The organism is Bacteroides sp. An269, from assembly GCF_002159755.1.
GTDB lineage: Bacteria > Bacteroidota > Bacteroidia > Bacteroidales > Bacteroidaceae > Phocaeicola > Phocaeicola intestinalis.
This window is the reverse complement of sequence record NZ_NFJG01000002.1, coordinates 24,105-41,605: the sequence shown is the minus strand read 5'-3', so window position 1 is coordinate 41,605 and position 17,501 is coordinate 24,105. Positions and strand designations below refer to the sequence as shown.

Sequence of the window (17,501 nt, the reverse complement as noted above, 5' to 3'; positions counted from 1 at the left end):
CCTGTTTCCGATGTCTTTCCAACTGCATGAACAACAGACACAAAATTCACTTTGCCATATGAAAGACTTTCAAATCTGTTATCATATCTTTATTCACTGAAGGAGCTCCATAATATCGGGAAGATACAAGAACTGATTCCTCTTCGCAACTTCCCCAATGCAATTTAGCGGAGAAAAACAACCCTGCTCTCCCAATACAGCGTGCCTTCTATAAAAACCATATACGTCCCTTTGGATACAGGCATACCTTCATTGTTTTTACCATCCCACACATAATGTAACGTCCCGTTCCGAGGAGTGGCACCAGTGAAAGCATCAATATTGCCGGATATCCTATTTTTCGGATCAGCTTTGGCAACCCATGTGGGAACGGCATCTTTCCGGTATTCATATCCTCCTTTTGCTGTAAAAGACGTAACATACAAGGTACGTACCAACTTGCCCGTTTCGTCTTCTATCCAAATGGCATATTGGCTGGAAGCAATGCCGCCACGCTGGAAGCGGAAAGAAATCTCCAACCGTTCTCCTGCGGGAGTTTCTTTCGCATCTTCTCTGTCTTTCGCATACGAAGTGGTGCAACCTTGCAGGCAGATGCCGACCGCAACCAGGGCGGCATCGAGGCGTTGCATCTGTTCTGCCGTAAGCTTCCAGTCTACCGCCCCCAGGTTCTGCCGGAGTTGTTCTTCTGAACTGGCTCCGATGACAAGGCTGCACACCGTAGGACGTTGCAACAACCAGTTTAATGCCACTTGTGCCACAGCCTTTCCCGTTTCCGCAGCCACTTCATCCAACACATCTATTATATTATACAGACGCTCGTAAGCCACTACGTTATCCCTTACGGGTGCGCCTCCGCGTGCCACTCTTCCGTCTTGCGGCATGGAGTTGTTCCGGCGGTAGCACCCTCCCAGACGTCCGGCAGCCAACGGACTCCAGATGATGCTGTCTACCTGCTGGTCTATGCCGAGCGGCATCAGTTCCCATTCAAAATCACGGTTCAGCAGCGAGTAATATACCTGAACGCCTCGCACCGAATGAACCGCAAGCTGAAGGAAATCGGCAGGATGGCAGGATGTCCCGTCAAGCTCACGTTCTATGTGAGCAGGCACGGTTGGGCCAGCATCGCCCAAAGCCAGCGCATCCCCTTGCCGGTCATCAGCGAGGCATTGGGGCACGACTCGGAAAACACCACACGCATTTACCTTGCCCTGTTGGACACTTCCGTGGTGGACAGGGCAAACAGCAAGGTCATCCGGTCTGTTTGCAAACAGGAAACCCGGCACGTTTAATTACCCTATGGCACTGTCCACATCTACATAATAATCCGCCGGATTGTTGCGGTCCACATACACGCGCACCTTCTTCTTCGGGCCTATCTCGTAGCTTTCGTACCAGAAGGAACCGCTGCGGAAGAAGTACACCCGTCCATCCGGTGCGGTGTAGCGGCAACTGACCACGATGGGATGACGTCCGTTCATCGAGTTGTTTGTATCCTCGCGGATGCCTGTGATTTCCGCTTCCACCACTTTTCCAGTGGCCAGCAACCGGCGGGCTTTCCGCTCATGGCTGCGCTTCACCAGCCAGAATGCCGCACCCATCCCGGCAAACACGGTTCCCATGAACACGAAGAGGGCAACCAGCCAGCCGTTATCGTCCAGATAGCGCACTTCCCGGGGATTGTTTTTCTGATAATATACGGTTATCCGCTTGCCCGGGTACATGGACGAGGATGCCATGTTGAGTGTGGCTGTATAGGATTTTCCGTCTACGGCATATTCCACGACGGGAGTGCCCAATGATTCGCTGGTCGCTCCGCGCATGGCCAGGATGACGGCATTCACCGGTTCCGCCTTTTGCCGGAATGTATGACTGCTGACGCCAACGGCAATACCTGCAGTGAACAAGATAATGCCAAGAAGAATAAATATGCCGCAGAATACGCGGATAAATGTTTTGTCTTTCCGTCTGCCTTTGGCCAATGCCTTCTCTCTGTCGGGATACATTGAATATGTTTTTTTAGTGAATAGGATAAGTGATAAATCATGGAGGAGTCAAGTTGTTGTCCGTCTTGTCAGCGGCAAACTCGTCCAACCGGCTTCGGTAACTTTCGGGAATAAGCAGTTCCGGCCAGTCGCCCGCCTCTTGGGGTGTAAAAGAGATGGAAGTGTAGCCTATCTGTATTGGCTTGCGGCATTTGCTGTCATAACGCCAACGGGCTGTCCGCCTTACGCCAAAATCATCCGCATAGTAGCTCCATTCATCGGTTTCGGGAAAATACTGGTAGACTTCCGTCGGGCCTAAGAGGGAAATAAACACACCGATAGGAAGCTCAATCTTGTCATGGCGCATATTCTGCCAATTAGTGTACACCGCGAAACCGATTACTCCCAATGCACCGGCGATGATGAGTCCTAAGAATGCTCCCAATATCCACTTGGATTGCTTATAACCCCGGACTACCTGTTCGGGCTTCAGCCCGTCCAAACTATTCCCATACTTTCCGAGGTATTGGCTGATGACGGCATCGTCCATATCCGGAACGGATTGTTCCGTGAGGCGGTGTTTCATCTTATAGAAAATGTCCGGATTATTCCGGTCAACAAATAGGGGAAGCCTGGTACCTACCCGTACCAGCCCCAAAATCCCCGCCATCGAGGAGGAAACGGATTCCTTGAAGCGGTGCTTCGAGCCTCCGGGCAAGGCAAATTCATAGACGGCCATTGTCGTCTGTTTGCCGTCGGAATCCTTCTCTTCCTTCAGTTCCACCACTTCAGCTTCCGCCAAGACACCTTGTGCAACCGCATGAAGCTCAGTTTGATGCCTCTTCCAGGTGGCATGGGCAAAGGAGCAAGCCAGCGCGATGAGGAAAAGACCTAATCCACAGCCCAACCAAAAATAAACCGGAATAAATGCGCACCCGGAAAGAGTACCTGCCACGGCTATTATCGCAAAGACAATAATCGTTTCCTTTCGTTGGCTTTTCTTGCATTCTTTATAGGCTTCTTGGCGCAAGTCTTCTTCTTTCATAACACGGACAATTTATGAATTTGATAACAAAAATAGCGTCCGGTCATTTCATTCCGGTTACAATGCCGTGAATTCCGATAAAAGGCGCAAAAAAACAATCCGGGACGGTACTTTTCTACTGCGGCGTTGCACAACCACTGCGGATTTGTTGCACAAACACATTAGCAGACAAAGTATTAGATGCGGTAGAGGATGAAAACGAATTAAAACACGATGCAATTGAAGTCGCACAGAAAAAATAGGTTAATACTTACAATTATAGGGAACTATATGGTATCATAACTATATAATTCCCTATACTAATATTTGATACTCAGGTGATTAAATTGCAACATTTGGTTCAAGCGTGGAACTGCAATGTCCACTGTAAATCGAAGGTCCTAGGAAAACCTTAACACAAGAGTGGAGTGATAGCAGCCCACGCTATAGCGTGAGAACCACTATGCCTTCTTCTTGTGTTCATCTGAAAATTTCCTAGGTTTTCGATTTACAAGATGTGCATAACGCTTCTTTTAGGGAAAATTATGCAGGGAATTGTTTCACGCACACGAGACTTGTCGTTTGCTGCAAACGCCATGCGGTGCCGATGTTTTCTTCTGTCGTATTCTTGCCTGTAATGTATGTCATGCGCGGTACAAGTTTGTGCATTTTTTTCACCACAGCAGACACAGAGGCTTTTAAATTTTTCCCTGTGATACCCTGTGTCCGCTGTGGTAAAATAGTTACGTTACACTAAATGCACAATTTTATTCCGTGCAAAGTATATACAGGACAAAATCGGTTTGCAAAATATCCAGAAATCGTTATCTTTGTGCAAAAGAAACAAAACCAAATACATTACGACAATGAAAGATTTCTTAAAGTACTTGCTGGCTACCGTTATCGGTCTGTGTATCGTGGGAGCCATCTTTACCATTATCGGCATTGCAAGCATTGCCGGCATGGTGGCATCATCGGGAACAGAAACCACGGTGAAAGACAATTCGGTATTCGTAATCAACCTCAGTGGAAATGTGGCCGAACGCAGCCAATCGAATCCTATGAACCAGCTCTTAGGTGACAAGTTTACGACCTATGGACTGAACGACATTCTCAATTCCATCCGCAAAGCAAAAGAACACGAAAAGATAAAAGGTATCTGCCTCAATGCCGAAGCCTTTGTCTGCCCAAGTGCCTCGCTTCAGGAAATACGTAATGCCCTGCTCGACTTTAAGGAAAGCGGAAAATTTGTTGTGGCATACGGAGGCAACTACAGCCAAAGCACATATTACCTGGCAAGCGTAGCAGACAAAGTGGCTGTAAATCCGCAAGGCAGCCTTGCCTGGCACGGACTGGCTGCACAATCAATGTTCCTGAAAGACTTGCTTGACAAAGTGGGCGTAGAGATGCAAATCTTTCGTGTAGGAACTTACAAATCGGCGGTAGAACCTTACACATCCACCGAAATGAGTCCGGCAAACCGCGAGCAGACACAGGCATTCGTCAACTCTATCTGGGGACAGATGGTGAAAAATGTATCCGAATCGCGCGGCATCCCTGCCGATACACTCAATGCACTTGCCGACCGAAACATGGATTTCCAGCCTGCCGAAGCGTACATCCAGACAGGACTGGCAGACACACTGCTGTACAAAGACGGAATGCTTGCCTATCTGAAACAACTGACCGGGACTGATGAGGACGACAACCTGAACACCCTTTACGTAGAAGATATGGTGAATGTACAGCGCAACATACCGAAAGACAAGAGTGGAAACATTCTGGCGGTATATTATGCTGCCGGCGAGATAGGTGACGGCGCACTGGCTTCGGACGAAGGTATCAACTCGGAACAGATGATAAACGATCTGCGCCGACTGCGCGAAGACGAAAACGTGAAAGCCGTAGTATTGCGTGTCAATTCACCGGGCGGAAGCGCATACGGTTCGGAACAGATATGGCGTGAGGTGACCTTGCTGAAAGAAAAGAAACCGGTCATTGTGTCAATGGGCGACTATGCGGCTTCGGGCGGTTATTACATCTCGTGTGCAGCCGACTGGATTGTAGCCCAACCTACTACACTGACCGGCTCTATCGGTATCTTCGGTATGATACCGAATGCGCAGAAGTTGCTGAACGACAAGTTGGGCATCCATTTTGATGTAGTGAAATCCAACCGGCTTGCCGACTTGGGCGATATCAGCCGTCCGTTTACCGAAGAAGAAAAAAATCTGGTACAGGGAATGGTGAACAAAGGCTATGAGCTCTTTACCAAACGATGCGCCGACGGACGCAAGATGCCGGTAGAAGACATCAAGAAAATAGCCGAAGGCCGTGTATGGACAGGCGAAATGGCAAAAGACTTGAAGCTGGTAGACGAACTGGGCGGTATTGACCGTGCCATAGCCATTGCCGCCGAGCGTGCAGAGATAACGGAATACACCGTAATGGACTATCCCAAACAAGAGGAATTCTTCCTTAGCCTGCTCAATTCGACAACAGACCACTATCTGTCCGCCGGGCTGAAAGAGCAATTGGGCGAATGGTACGAACCGTTCCGCATCGTGAAGAACCTCAAGAATGCAGACCACATCCAGGCACGCATGCCTTTTATATTGACAATTAATTAGTCATGCCAATCAGGAGTTAAAAGGGAATTATAGGTAGTTATCGCCCGCTTGGCAGGCTGGGAGTTAGAAACCCATACCTTTTGCACCACTTTCAGAAGCAAGGCTATTGCTTTTAACTCCTGAACGAAGTGATAACTCCTGTGAAACATAACTACGTTTAAGAAGCTGTTTTGAATTTATCGTGCGATGATTTGGGATGAGTTTTTGAGGCATTTTTGCTTCTGTGATGAGGAAGATAGCGGGCTATCTGACGAAGAACAGGAGCGAAAAGGACCAAAAAATCGCCCAAAGCACACACGAAAACGGATACATCAAGCCAAGAAAAACTTTTTGGAGAAATTCAAAACAGCTTCTAACTCCTGATTCACATTAGTCAACTAAAAATATGCATAACAAGCCGAACGACATACAGATATACCGCAGCCTGCTGCCCCTAGCTTGGCTATACGGAGTGGGAGTGCGTTTGCGCAACTCCTTATTCAATAGAGGCGTGCTGCATTCGCACACGTTTTCCGTACCGGTTATCTGCATCGGGAACCTCACGGTGGGAGGCACAGGCAAAACCCCACACACTGAATACCTGATACGCTTGTTACACAGGGAATGGCAAGTAGCTGTATTGAGCCGGGGATACAAACGGAAATCGAAAGGATTTGTGTTAGGGAATCCGGAAACGCCCATTGAGGAGATAGGTGATGAACCTTACCAGATGTTGCACAAGTTTCCGGACATCTACGTAGCGGTAGACCGCGACCGGTGTCATGGTATCCGCCTGCTGACTGATGGACATACGACACCCGGTACACGGGTTATCCTCTTGGATGATGCTTTCCAGCATCGGTATGTGAATGCAGGCGTCACCATTCTGCTTATCGATTATCATCGCCTGATTACGCGCGATGCTTTACTCCCTGCCGGGCGTTTGCGCGAACCGGTAAGCGGGAAAGTACGGGCAGACATTCTGATAGTCACCAAGTGTCCGCCCGGTCTGGATACAGATATCCGGAATGCCATACGGAAAGAACTGGCGCCACTCCCCCGACAAGAGTTGTTTTTCACGACCTTGGCATACGGGAAACTCCAGCCTTTGTTTGTAGAGGCACCCGAACGTAACCTTGAAAGCGTCCGGACGGATGAGTACATCTTGCTCCTTACGGGTATCGCTTCGCCTGCCCCTCTCATAAAAAAACTGTCGGAATACAGTCCGCATATCGTTCCGCTTACTTTTCCCGACCATCACGCCTTCGATGCTTCCGATATACAATGCATCAAAGACAGATTCGGGAAATTGCCGGAAAAAAAGCGGTTCATCGTCACGACCGAAAAAGATGCAGCCAGGCTCATCGGACACCCTGATATGGACAAGGACCTGATACCTTATATATATGTGCTGCCTATTACGGTAGAGTTCCTCGATGAAGAAGAAAAAGAAATGTTCAACCAAAACATCATAGATTATGTTAGAGAAAATACAAGAAACAGCCGACTTTCTGAAGGCTAAAATGCAGACTCATCCTGAAACCGCCATTATATTGGGAACCGGTTTGGGAAGTTTAGTACATGAGATAACCGATAAATATGAAATAAGTTACAAAGATATCCCCAACTTTCCCCTTTCAACCGTAGAAGGACATAGCGGTAAGCTGATATTCGGCAAGTTGGGTGGGAAAGACATCCTGGCGATGCAAGGGCGTTTCCACTTCTACGAAGGCTATTCGATGCAACAAGTGACCTTCCCGGTGCGGGTAATGCGTGAATTGGGCATTAAGACGCTTTTTGTGTCGAATGCTGCCGGAGGCATGAACCCTGATTTCGAGATAGGCGACCTGATGATTATCACCGACCACATCAACCTTTTCCCCGAACATCCGTTGCGTGGAAAGAACATCGATTACGGTCCCCGCTTCCCGGACATGAGCGAGGCATATTCGAAGGAATTAATCGCCAAGGCATTGGAAATCGCCAAGGAAAAAGGCATCAAGGTACAGCAAGGCGTATACGTAGGCACACAAGGCCCGACATTCGAAACGCCGGCGGAATACAAGATGTTTCATATCTTGGGCGGTGATGCGGTAGGTATGTCGACCGTGCCCGAAGTTATCGTGGCAAACCATTGCGGCATCAAGGTATTCGGCGTATCGGTCATCACCGACTTAGGCGTAGAAGGTAAAATCGTGGAAGTATCCCACGAAGAAGTGCAAAAGGCGGCAGATGCCGCCCAGCCGCGCATGACCACTATTATGAGAGAACTGATAAACAGAGCGTAAGCCATGCACGAAGGAAACAGAACCGAAATAGCGACGCTAGGCGAATTTGGCTTAATCAAGCGTCTGACGGAAGATATTAAATTGGAGAACAAGGAGTCGGAGTACGGCGTAGGCGATGACGCCGCCGTACTCTCCTATCCGGATAAACAGGTATTGGTTACTACCGACCTGCTGATGGAAGGCGTACATTTCGACCTGGTATATACTCCGCTAAAGCATTTGGGATACAAATCGGCAATGGTGAACTTCTCGGATATCTATGCCATGAACGGCATGCCGAAGCAGATTACCGTATCGCTTGCCGTATCGAAACGCTTCTGCATAGAGGATCTCGAAGACTTCTACGACGGGGTGAAGCTGGCGTGCCGCCAACACCATGTGGACATCGTAGGAGGTGATACCACTTCTTCGGTCACAGGCCTTGCCATTTCTATCACCTGCATCGGCGAGGCGGCAAAAGACCAGGTTGTGTACCGCAACGGTGCGAAAGAAACCGACTTGATTTGCGTGACAGGCGACTTGGGAGCTGCCTACATGGGCCTCCAGCTGATGGAACGTGAGAAAGCCGTGTTCCAAGGAGAAAAGGATGTGCAACCCGACTTTGCAGGAAAAGAATACCTGTTGGAACGTTTCCTGAAACCGGAAGCACGCCGCGACATTATCGAAAGCCTGGCAAAAGCCGGAATCAAGCCCACGGCAATGATGGACATTTCCGACGGACTTTCTTCTGAATTGTTGCATATCTGTACGCAAAGCAAGGTGGGATGCCGGGTGTACGAAGAACGTATTCCGATAGATTACCAGACCGCTGTCATGGCGGAAGAATTCAACATGAACCTTTCGACCTGTGCATTGAACGGAGGCGAAGATTACGAACTGCTCTTCACCGTTCCCCTCACGGCGCACGAACAAGTGGAACAGATAAAGGATGTGAAAGTCATCGGCTACATCACCAAACCCGATTTAGGCTGTGCCTTGCTTACGCGCGACGGAACCGAACTGGAACTGAAAGCCCAAGGCTGGAATCCGTTGAAGTAAGATATAGAAATAGCATTATTCACCACAGAGGACACAGAGTACCACAGAGAAAAATTTAAATAACTCTGTGTGCCTCTGCGTCCTCTGTGGTGAATAGAATGCTTAAATTATGCATCATAATCTTTCTCCCGACAACGGTGGAAGAAATAATCTGTCAGAAAGTGCGCGTTTTGTTGTAAGAATTTCCGTCCGTACTCTTCCCCTTTTAAACTGTTCAGCATCGCATCCGGTAGCATGCCCCTGTCTTGCAACATGCAACTCAAGTCGTATGGAATCACGTCCGGGCTAAGTAAGAAAGAAAGCGCTTTTTGAGCAGCGGCTTTTGCATCGTAAAACGGATTGTCGGGCGACTTGACACATTCGCATAACTGGGTTTGTATGTACAGTCCGGTTCGAGGACTTGCCATCAAGATCAATCCATGCTTTGCTCTTATTGAAGGCAACTTCAATCCTTCAGCCGTACGGTATTTCATCTCATGAGTCAGAAAGTCAATCATTTCCTGCCGGGATTTGCAGAAATAAAAAGGCTTTCCGCCGGTTGCCCGTATGAAGTCTTCATACACAGCCTTTTCGTTCCGATGTTCTTTTTTGTCACGCAGGCTTTCTACAGCTTGCTTTATGTCATTATTCAATGACGGCAACAGACTCATTATACCTATTTGATTCCACACTTTTCCATAATGCAGCAAGGTGCAGAGAGCAACTGATTCACCCACTTGCCTGTCTTTGATAGAACTCAAGTCGAAAGAATCCTTAGTAACTCGATACACTTCATCCTTACCGCATAAGTCCTGTAAATACAAGAAACCGTCATCTTCCCCTGTAAGCAAGAAGAAACTTTCTATATACTCCTTTGTCGAACGCCATTCTTGCGGACCGTTGTTCTGTTCAGCCCACAATGCCAGCCATTCGCAAGATGTCAAGGATAAAAGGTCTCTGCGCCCTTGCAACATCAAGGCTGTATAGGTGTTATATACGAGCAAGTTCTTCTTCCCTTGCCAATCCTCGCTTAAATCGCTTGTTGTTTCTTCTAATTCATCCTCATATTGCTTTTGGTTTTCGATATTGAAATAAGAGTCATAATGAAACCATTGCAATACTAAACGATACTTCTCGAAACTGTTCAATCCTCCTTTTCCCTTGGGATGCATAAATTGCCAAAGCCGTTCATTTTCGGGTGCCGTTTCATAAATCTCATCCAATATGCAGTAAAGTTCATTCGCGAAAAGTTCTATCACTGGATTTTCGGGATTAATAATACGTCCTTCATCTCGGGAAGAGAACTGTATATGATGCCATAACAGAAAGCGTATGTCTTCTACATTAATTTCATCGGGGTAATAATTATCATCCAGCGGATAAAAGGGAAGCCAGTTCCCGTAACGTTTCTTACACGCTGCTGTAAAAGTAGTCCAAATTCCTACTTGGCTGATGACATCCTCAAACCAGGCTGTCAGGCAAAGGCTAAAATAGCGGGCATCCTTCTCCTCAAACATTCCGTCTGCTAAAGGCGTGTTCAGTACTTGGTAAATCTGATTGGCTACATCGGTGTAATAGCGGTCTACTTCGTCCACAATTTGATAAGGATGCAATTTTAACCATTCTTTCGGATATATTTTCTTCATTGTTTATTGATTTTAGTTGCACACATCGTTGTTCTTTCTTGTCAATTTTGACCGAAAGTACATAAAAAAACGTTTGTCCTGTTGCTTTCCCGGTTATTTCTGCACTTTTGATAAAAAAGTTTCAAAATAGTTTGCAGATTCAAAAAAATTGCCTACCTTTGCACTCGCAATCAAGAAACAATGATTGTAAAGTTGGTGCCATAGCTCAGTTGGTAGAGCAAAGGACTGAAAATCCTTGTGTCACTGGTTCGATTCCCGTTGGCACCACAAAGAGTCAGAGAGTTACAGCGATGTAGCTCTCTTTTTTATTGCTTTATTGGGAGTCCGAAATAAAAAGGTTTTTCAACATCAAATGATTGTTTCTAAAAAGAATTAGCTATATTTGCCCTTAAAGGATCTTTACCTTTATGGCTCATACAGCAAAGGCAACCACACAGAGGACAGCGACATTGACATTGCCGTTGTGGTAGAACGAATGAGTGATGATTATTTTGAAGATACTCCTTTATTGTGGAAACTGAAACGTAAGATAAGCAATCTTATAGAGCCAGTTCTACTTACAGAAGATACAAACAATCCTCTCTATGCAGATATTCTCAAAACGGGAATACTGATATAAACAGAAATATAGAGACCTATCCAATATAGGACCACTATATTTATATGAGATAAGTAATACAATTGTTAATAATTATGTGTAAGCCGAGGTGTAAACTACGGTGAGTTTTCCTCCAGTATGCACAACCTGCATAAGCTTGATGCCAATAAAAGTTTTGGTTTCCATCAAAATAATCCTTTGCATTTGCTGACCAATTCGGCTACATTTTTCGCATTCATTTTCTCAAGCAGGCGTTTGCGGTAGGTTTGTATCGTGTTTATGCTGAGATACATGCGCCGGGCTATCTCTCGCGTACTCAGCCCTTGCATGAGGTATGTCAACACTTCTTTTTCCCGCTCGGACAAGGTACGGTAAGGTGACCTGTTCTCGGTTCTGCTCCGTTTACCGTACAATAGACTGAATGACTGGCTGAAGTATTCCTGACCGTTCCGTATGGTATTTACTGCCATGGGAATTTCATTAAGGTCAGCGTGTTTGGATACAGCTCCGCTAATGAAATTGCGGATGTCCGATTCGTATAGCTTGGTAGCTATCCAAGGCTCCTCATGCATAGTATATACCAGAATGGGGCATTGCGGCAGATGTTCGTGTATCATTCGGATGAGGTTGAAACCGTCTGTGCCCGGAAATTCCAAATCGGTGATGCACAGGTTGAAATCCGTTCCCGTAAGGACTTGCTTTAACGTGTTCAAGTCGTTGGCTTTCATGCAATGTGCTTGGATATGCGTACTAAGTAACTTTTCCAAGCCGTCGGTCACGATGGGATGATCATCTATCATAAGGATGTTATACAAATTCTCGTTCATTGGATTCGATTTTGAAAGTCATTATAAAGCGGTTCTCTTTTTCGCCGGTCTGGTTTTCGATTGTAGCCCGGATGGCTTTGGCACGGTCGCTTATGGTACGTAGCCCGATGCCTTTTTCTTCCGTTTGGGGACGGTTCGGGTATATGGGATGACCGTTATCTGTAATCTGTAAGAAGATATTTCCGTCTGTATGGCGGGTGAGGCGGATGCCGATGCTTGAAGCGTCGGTATGCTTGATGACGTTCATGGTGATTTCCTGCACGATGCGGTACACTTCGCGGGCGGTCCTTTGGGGCAACGCGTCGGGTGGCGTTGGCGAAGATGAGCTTTCGTTATAGCTGACGCGGACGCCCGTGTTTTCCGTGAGGCTTCGGGCATATTGGCTCAGTATCTCATTCAGGCTGAGGCTTTCGAATTCGGGCGGCATCAGTTCGTGCGAGATGGTTCTTACGTTTTCCCTTACCTGTTTGATAGCCTCAGCCATTGACGCCTGTTTTTCCGTGCGGGCTTTCATTTCGAGGGCAAGCAGGTCGTTGGCGGTACCGTCGTGAAGCTCTTTGGCGAAATGCCTGCATTCTTCTTCCAGTCCTTCGATGTAGCTTCGTGCCGATTCCAGTTCTTTTTCTTGCCTCATCCGGAGCAGTTCCCGTTCGGCGTTCCTCCGCTTGTGGCGTTGCTGGAGCAGGATGATAACCAGACATGCCAGTCCGGCTATCAGGGCGAGGGCTATCTTCAGCGAGTCGGCTTCTTGCTTCAAGACTTTCTCGCGGAGCCGGGTGATTTCCAGTTCTTTCTCTTGTGTCTCGTATTTCACCTTCACTTCCGCCATTTGCGAGGTGACTTCTTGCTTGGCGAGCGAGTCCGCCCACATCCGTGCGCTGTCCATATAGGCGAAGGCTTTTTGCGGATTTCCCAAATGATGATAGCAGACTGCCATTTTTTCGAAAAGCGATTTCTTTTCGCTTCCCGTCGGATGGGTATTCAGGTAAATAAAGTCTTTCAGGGCTTCGGCATACCGCTTTTGTTCGTAGTTCGCCAAGCCTCGTGTCTGGATGAATCCTACGGCGGAGATGTTATGGGGTGGGAGCTTTCCCAAAAGTTTGTTCCCTATGCCGATGTAATAACGAATAGAGTCGGTCATCCCTTTGCGCTGGAAGTACCGGTACATGCCGGGGATGCAGCGCACCTTCCATTCCGCATTGCCTTCGGGACCGCATGCGATTTGCCACGCTTGTTGGATGGAAGCCCCCGCTTCTTCAGTCTTTCCGATTTGCGCCTTGATGGCGGACCGCACTTGCCAGGCAGCGAATGTGGTGGGAAGGTCGTCGGTTTGGAGCACATACCTCAACGCATCGTCGATGTGCCTTTCCGCGTCTTCATAGTTCCGCAGGTTGAAGTAGAATACTGCCAGGTTCAGGTTGAGGTTTCCTATCCAGCTCTTGTCTCCGTATTGCCGGGCGGCATCCAGTGCCTTGTTATAGAAATAAAGGGAAGAATCTTGCCGGTTGAACCGGTGATAAAGCACACCCAGGTCGTTGTACACGCTGACGTGCTTTTCCAAGTCCTCCACTTCGGGCAAGTAGGGCAATACGCTTTTCTTCATCTCCAGCGAGCGGGCGAGTTCGCCTTCGTAGAAGAGCAAGGTGGCTTGCTCGTTGAGCAGAATCGGATAAAGGGGTGAGCCGGTTACGCCTTCCATAGCAAAAGCCTTGTCGAAACAAGCCTGAGCCGAGTCGTATTCGCCTTCTCCCATAAGCGAGACTGCCTGGTCATAGAGATGCGCCAGAAGGGTATCGGTAGGCAATTCTTTTCCTTTGCTTTCGGATAAAGGTATCACGAAAGCGGAAATCAGCAGGATAAGATGCAGGCAATACGTGCGCATAATTGTTTATAATAGTTAACCGATGCAAAAATAGTAATTTATTTGAAACCACATGCCGGGTGGTTGGATTTTTTTCATTCAAGGATGCATTTTGATAAACAGGCATTTTGATAAACATAAGTAAGTTGCCTGTTTAACATAAGTGAGTCGGACGTTTCACATAAGTGAGCCAGCCACATCACTTATGTTTGCAAAGGCTCTTCATGCGAACATTCAATAAAGTTTATTCTCCTTTGAAAAATCACTGTTTTAGGTGACAAGCTAATTGGAGAAAAATGCTGTAATTTGCAAAAAGTGTATGCTCAGTAGATTGTGTGGCATATGATGAAAATTGAATGTCCGCATCCTGCCAATATATACCTTTTGAAAACAGATATATACTTCATCCGCCTGTGGATATATATTTTAGAGGCAAAATGAGAATATTATCATTTATTATATTAGTGTTAAGTCTTTTGGGTTTAACTTCATGTTATCCGACTCAGGAATATGGAGTTAAAGACGAAATTGTGACTAAAACAAAGCGATTGTTAGGACCGGGTCGAGACACAATAAAAGTCGGGGATAAATTGACCATAAAGAAAGTTTTTGAGATAGGTTCAGATATTTGTGTCAAGAATGCTCGGACTGGTGCTTGGCATATTGTAGATTCGAAGCTGTTGTTCAATTTGGATACCGGCAAGTCGATGTATGAAGATTTGCAGACAAAGGACCGTGGTAATCTGTGGGAAGAGAGAATACCTACGCTTAAGATTCCTGAAGAGACATTAAAGACGTATGAACGCTACATGATTATAGGTGCTATAGTCTTGTTGGTTTTGTGTGTTGTTGGATTCTTCCTTCTTTTAAGGGAGAATATAAACCGGACAATGATCGGCGTTTATTATTCCTTGTTGTCATTGGTCTCTTTGTTTACCAATGTCCTCTTTTTTATTTATTCCTCCTGTGATACATGGGGGTATTATGAATATCTGTTTTCACCGAGCGTATACGGTTGGGGACATACTATTCTTTATTGGATTGCTTGCTTTGTGCTGATTGGAGTGAATTTGTTTGCTTATAAAGCTGTCATTATGCTTTCGGAAGTATGGTCAGGGCGTAATTCCTGTACGGGATATGCTTTTCTTGCAGTGGTGGTATGGGCAGTGGTTTATCTGTTTAGTTCCAATACCCTTAACGACTATTTTCTTTGGGCACTGTATGGCATTGTGGCGTTGCATTTGATTGCTTTGTTCATTGTGAATATGAAAGTTAAAGCAAATGTGTTTGAAATGTTTTACATCTTCTTTTATTTTTGGATATGTTTGCTTCCAGTCGTTTTGTCTACTTTGACAACAATAGTATTGATACCTCTCTTGTTGTTTGCTTTTGCAATTGTGAGGTCTGTCCCAAGTATGTTTGCTGAAGCCTTTAAAATTGATGATGGTAAAGAGAAGAAAGTTGTAGGCAAACCTGTATTCGGAGAAAAGACTTGCCAATTCTGTCAATTTTATGAATATGGTTCTTGTGAGAAATATCTGCCAGAGGATAAATATGACGGGAAGGCATATTCTTGTCCTTTTTATAGTTGAAGTTAGGTATATATTTTCATTTAAAATGATACGTTTATGGACGAAAAAGTAAGAAAACAGAAGTTTTTGCAGCTTCAGTTCTGTATGCTGTTGCTGGTGTGTACCTTGTTACCCGATTTGGGTTCTTTGTTGGGGTTACCCGATTTCAGCGTTTCGGTGTTTTGCAGCCAGTTGGTAGGTGTGATCGGAGCCGGATGGGCCTTATACGCTTTCTACAAAATCGGGCCTATGCCCGTACCTTTCTTGTGCTTGGCAGGTGGCGGAATCGTGATAGGGTTGCTTTCGCTTATTCCCGATATGCCGGCTTGGTTGGACTATGTGGGTCTGATAGCCTTGCTTGTCGCTTTGTTTATGAGTGCAGGGGCTTTGGGCATCCGTTGGAAAAATAGTGGAAGCCAGGGAGCTTACCTGGTATTGATGGCTCTGTTGCTACATGTATACGATAGCATCGGCGATTCTACAATGACAGGCATTGCAGCACTGATAGGCCTGGTGCTTTTCTTTGTGGGATTAGGCAAACTCAAGCAAAGTGTTGACCAGAAAGGTGCACAGGGCGTGTCGCGTCTGAAGATAGCCGTTATTTTGGGTATCGTGGCAGTTGTGTTCGGCTGGATTCCCTTGTTGGGTGGCATCGTGGCAGGCATCTTGCTGATTATTGGATTTATCATTGAGTTCTTAGGGTATGGCTCGATGATGCAGTCGGCATCTTTAGGCACCGAAGGGCAAGCAGGTGCAGGCAAGTTACGCATCAGCATGATTATTTTGCTGATAGCAGCTATTATCGACTTATTCCCGTTGACAGGGATGGTCGTAGGACTTATTTCGCTGGCTGCTTTGTGGCTGGTGTTCAAAGGCTGGACCATGGTGCTAGTAGGATTGGAACAATATAATTAATATAACAGAATCTATGAAAACAAAACAATCAGTTTTTGCCCTTGTTGCGATAGCAGCATTGGCATTCGCCTCTTGTGGAGGTAATGGAACATCCTCATCGGGTGTAGCCAAGAAAAGTTTATTCGGCGATATACCGGAATTGTATGAAGAAAAGGCGGTAGACTTGTTGAAAGAAGCCGCATCCATGCAAGGCAAGGAGGCGAGTATGGGTGAAGCTCTTGGGCTGGTTGCCAAGATGCAGGTGATGTATGAAGAAGCAGGAAAAGAAGCCCAACCGTTGGCAGACAAACTGGTAGGGGAAAAAGTAGCATATGAATTGTCGGATAGCCTGTCTTATCAACTTGTGTCGGACATTGAGGTGAAAAAAGTTTCTCTTCCTGAATATGCATTATTCGGGGGTGGTGAGCAGACTACACGGCTTCATGTGAACTTTGACATCGTAATGACTCAAAATTCAGAAGAATATATCAGGTTGTATTATTTGATTATGGATGATGATACACCTATCGGTTATGGATCTTGCTCAGGATTAGGGAAACATGCTGTAGGCGATACAATACATGTTAAGGATAAAATTACCGCTCCGGATGTCCCTGCAAAATATGCAAAAGCCTGCAACATGTTAAAATTTGTCACAGAATATACCTATTATTCGCAACGGGATGCATTGCGTGAACAAGCTAAGAAATGGAATGAAGAGTTAGAAGCCAAATACGGAATTAAAAAAGAAGATGATAAGTGATTTTCTTATTCCATTTGTCTCAATCGGCTTTATCTGTTATATGATAAAATAACAGCATATTATTGAATAGTTGTTACGGTCGGAATTCTGGGAGGAACTCCGACCGCTTTTTATAGAATGTTCCTATACAAAAGCAAAGATAAGGCTTACGGGACATGTGTGGTTGGGCGGTCATAAAAGTTCAATATGCTTCAAATATCACTGTTTTAGGTGACAAGCTAATTGAAAAAAAATGCTGTAATTTGCAAAAAGTGTATGCTTAGTAATTGTATGGCATATTATGAAAATTGAATATCCGTATCCAGCCAATACATACCCTTTAAAAACGGATATATACTGCATGGACAGATGAATATATACTGCATGTGCGGTTGAATATATACTGCATGTGCGGTTGAATATATACTTCATCCGCCTACGG

15 protein-coding genes, 1 tRNA gene and 2 pseudogenes are annotated in these 17,501 nt (G+C 46.1%); 11 read left to right on the top strand and 7 right to left on the bottom strand.

Annotation, left to right across the window (positions count from 1 at the left end):
- Window positions 1–164: 164 nt before the first annotated feature.
- Both B5F71_RS21205 and B5F71_RS21200 read right to left on the bottom strand, forming a co-directional pair.
- Window positions 165–629 carry a DUF2271 domain-containing protein gene (locus B5F71_RS21205; protein WP_204502723.1) on the bottom strand — a complete coding sequence of 155 codons (465 nt, stop codon included), beginning with the start codon at window positions 627–629 and terminating at the stop codon, window positions 165–167.
- Window positions 609–1,019, bottom strand: a pseudogene (locus tag B5F71_RS21200) (aldo/keto reductase); the annotation flags it as partial. The gene B5F71_RS21205 and the pseudogene B5F71_RS21200, both read right to left, overlap by 21 nt.
- On the opposite strand from B5F71_RS21200, the pseudogene B5F71_RS01235 reads away from it, so the two are divergent.
- Window positions 1,014–1,289, top strand: a pseudogene (locus B5F71_RS01235) (tyrosine-type recombinase/integrase); the annotation flags it as partial. The pseudogenes B5F71_RS21200 and B5F71_RS01235 sit on opposite strands and share 6 nt — an antisense overlap.
- Here B5F71_RS01235 and B5F71_RS01230 read toward each other — a convergent pair.
- Both B5F71_RS01230 and B5F71_RS01225 read right to left on the bottom strand, forming a co-directional pair.
- Window positions 1,290–2,003: a DUF3592 domain-containing protein gene (locus B5F71_RS01230; protein ID WP_087207210.1), complete on the bottom strand. Its 714-nt coding sequence runs from the start codon at window positions 2,001–2,003 to the stop codon at window positions 1,290–1,292.
- A gap of 37 nt (window positions 2,004–2,040) precedes the next feature.
- Window positions 2,041–3,027, bottom strand: a complete 987-nt coding sequence (locus B5F71_RS01225; protein WP_087207208.1) for a DUF3592 domain-containing protein — start codon at window positions 3,025–3,027, stop codon at window positions 2,041–2,043.
- A gap of 845 nt (window positions 3,028–3,872) precedes the next feature.
- Here B5F71_RS01225 and sppA point away from each other — a divergent pair.
- The 5 genes from sppA (at window position 3,873) to thiL (ending at window position 8,941) form a co-directional block, all read left to right on the top strand.
- Window positions 3,873–5,636 (top strand): signal peptide peptidase SppA, encoded by a 1,764-nt coding sequence (gene sppA / locus B5F71_RS01215; RefSeq protein WP_087207206.1) that lies wholly within the window; start codon window positions 3,873–3,875, stop codon window positions 5,634–5,636.
- 186 nt (window positions 5,637–5,822) lie between these two features.
- Window positions 5,823–5,999, top strand: a complete 177-nt coding sequence (locus tag B5F71_RS20070) for a hypothetical protein (RefSeq protein ID WP_158098017.1) — start codon at window positions 5,823–5,825, stop codon at window positions 5,997–5,999.
- Between the two features lie 22 nt (window positions 6,000–6,021).
- Window positions 6,022–7,137 carry a tetraacyldisaccharide 4'-kinase gene (gene lpxK, locus B5F71_RS01210; protein ID WP_087207204.1) on the top strand — a complete coding sequence of 372 codons (1,116 nt, stop codon included), beginning with the start codon at window positions 6,022–6,024 and terminating at the stop codon, window positions 7,135–7,137.
- Window positions 7,094–7,903, top strand: a complete 810-nt coding sequence (locus tag B5F71_RS01205; RefSeq protein ID WP_087207203.1) for a purine-nucleoside phosphorylase — start codon at window positions 7,094–7,096, stop codon at window positions 7,901–7,903. The genes lpxK and B5F71_RS01205 overlap by 44 nt, the downstream gene beginning before the upstream one ends.
- A 3-nt stretch (window positions 7,904–7,906) precedes the next feature.
- Window positions 7,907–8,941: a thiamine-phosphate kinase gene (thiL, locus tag B5F71_RS01200; RefSeq protein WP_087207201.1), complete on the top strand. Its 1,035-nt coding sequence runs from the start codon at window positions 7,907–7,909 to the stop codon at window positions 8,939–8,941.
- Between the two features lie 107 nt (window positions 8,942–9,048).
- Here thiL and B5F71_RS01195 read toward each other — a convergent pair whose 3' ends face one another.
- Window positions 9,049–10,566, bottom strand: coding sequence for a DUF3843 family protein (locus B5F71_RS01195; RefSeq protein ID WP_087207199.1), 1,518 nt, complete (start codon window positions 10,564–10,566; stop codon window positions 9,049–9,051).
- Window positions 10,567–10,760: 194 nt separating this feature from the next.
- On the opposite strand from B5F71_RS01195, the gene B5F71_RS01190 reads away from it, so the two are divergent.
- A tRNA-Phe gene (locus tag B5F71_RS01190) sits at window positions 10,761–10,833 on the top strand.
- Window positions 10,834–10,948: 115 nt separating this feature from the next.
- A complete protein-coding gene (locus B5F71_RS01185) occupies window positions 10,949–11,185 on the top strand; it encodes a nucleotidyltransferase domain-containing protein (protein WP_087207197.1) in 237 nt (78 codons plus the stop codon).
- Between the two features lie 164 nt (window positions 11,186–11,349).
- Here the strand turns inward: B5F71_RS01185 and B5F71_RS01180 are convergent, their stop codons facing one another.
- Together B5F71_RS01180 and B5F71_RS01175 are read right to left on the bottom strand one after the other, a co-directional pair.
- Entirely contained in the window at window positions 11,350–11,991 is a 642-nt protein-coding gene (locus B5F71_RS01180) for a response regulator transcription factor (protein ID WP_087207195.1), read from the bottom strand.
- A complete protein-coding gene (locus B5F71_RS01175) occupies window positions 11,972–13,873 on the bottom strand; it encodes an ATP-binding protein (RefSeq protein ID WP_087207193.1) in 1,902 nt (633 codons plus the stop codon). Before B5F71_RS01175 ends, B5F71_RS01180 begins: the two co-directional genes overlap by 20 nt.
- A 509-nt stretch (window positions 13,874–14,382) precedes the next feature.
- Here B5F71_RS01175 and B5F71_RS01170 point away from each other — a divergent pair.
- Genes B5F71_RS01170 through B5F71_RS01160 form a run of 3 tightly spaced genes read left to right on the top strand, consistent with a single transcriptional unit; the run spans window position 14,383 to window position 17,080 of the window.
- Complete coding sequence (locus B5F71_RS01170) at window positions 14,383–15,444, top strand: hypothetical protein (protein WP_140400124.1); 1,062 nt, start codon at window positions 14,383–14,385, stop codon at window positions 15,442–15,444.
- 36 nt (window positions 15,445–15,480) lie between these two features.
- Complete coding sequence (locus tag B5F71_RS01165) at window positions 15,481–16,338, top strand: hypothetical protein (protein ID WP_241148527.1); 858 nt, start codon at window positions 15,481–15,483, stop codon at window positions 16,336–16,338.
- A gap of 13 nt (window positions 16,339–16,351) precedes the next feature.
- Complete coding sequence (locus tag B5F71_RS01160) at window positions 16,352–17,080, top strand: hypothetical protein (RefSeq protein WP_087207189.1); 729 nt, start codon at window positions 16,352–16,354, stop codon at window positions 17,078–17,080.
- The last annotated feature ends 421 nt before the right edge of the window (window positions 17,081–17,501 follow it).

Excerpts from the sequence above, each read along its gene's own strand:
- thiL (WP_087207201.1), top strand. The coding sequence starts at position 7,907 with ATGCACGAAGGAAACAGAACCGAAATAGCGACGCTAGGCGAATTTGGC.
- lpxK (WP_087207204.1), top strand. The coding sequence starts at position 6,022 with ATGCATAACAAGCCGAACGACATACAGATATACCGCAGCCTGCTGCCC.
- B5F71_RS01175 (WP_087207193.1), bottom strand. The coding sequence starts at position 13,873 with ATGCGCACGTATTGCCTGCATCTTATCCTGCTGATTTCCGCTTTCGTG.
- sppA (WP_087207206.1), top strand. The coding sequence starts at position 3,873 with ATGAAAGATTTCTTAAAGTACTTGCTGGCTACCGTTATCGGTCTGTGT.
- B5F71_RS01195 (WP_087207199.1), bottom strand. The coding sequence starts at position 10,566 with ATGAAGAAAATATATCCGAAAGAATGGTTAAAATTGCATCCTTATCAA.
- B5F71_RS21205 (WP_204502723.1), bottom strand. The coding sequence starts at position 629 with ATGCAACGCCTCGATGCCGCCCTGGTTGCGGTCGGCATCTGCCTGCAA.
- B5F71_RS01160 (WP_087207189.1), top strand. The coding sequence starts at position 16,352 with ATGAAAACAAAACAATCAGTTTTTGCCCTTGTTGCGATAGCAGCATTG.
- B5F71_RS01180 (WP_087207195.1), bottom strand. The coding sequence starts at position 11,991 with ATGAACGAGAATTTGTATAACATCCTTATGATAGATGATCATCCCATC.
- B5F71_RS01165 (WP_241148527.1), top strand. The coding sequence starts at position 15,481 with ATGGACGAAAAAGTAAGAAAACAGAAGTTTTTGCAGCTTCAGTTCTGT.
- B5F71_RS20070 (WP_158098017.1), top strand. The coding sequence starts at position 5,823 with ATGATTTGGGATGAGTTTTTGAGGCATTTTTGCTTCTGTGATGAGGAA.
- B5F71_RS01205 (WP_087207203.1), top strand. The coding sequence starts at position 7,094 with ATGTTAGAGAAAATACAAGAAACAGCCGACTTTCTGAAGGCTAAAATG.
- B5F71_RS01230 (WP_087207210.1), bottom strand. The coding sequence starts at position 2,003 with ATGTATCCCGACAGAGAGAAGGCATTGGCCAAAGGCAGACGGAAAGAC.
- B5F71_RS01225 (WP_087207208.1), bottom strand. The coding sequence starts at position 3,027 with ATGAAAGAAGAAGACTTGCGCCAAGAAGCCTATAAAGAATGCAAGAAA.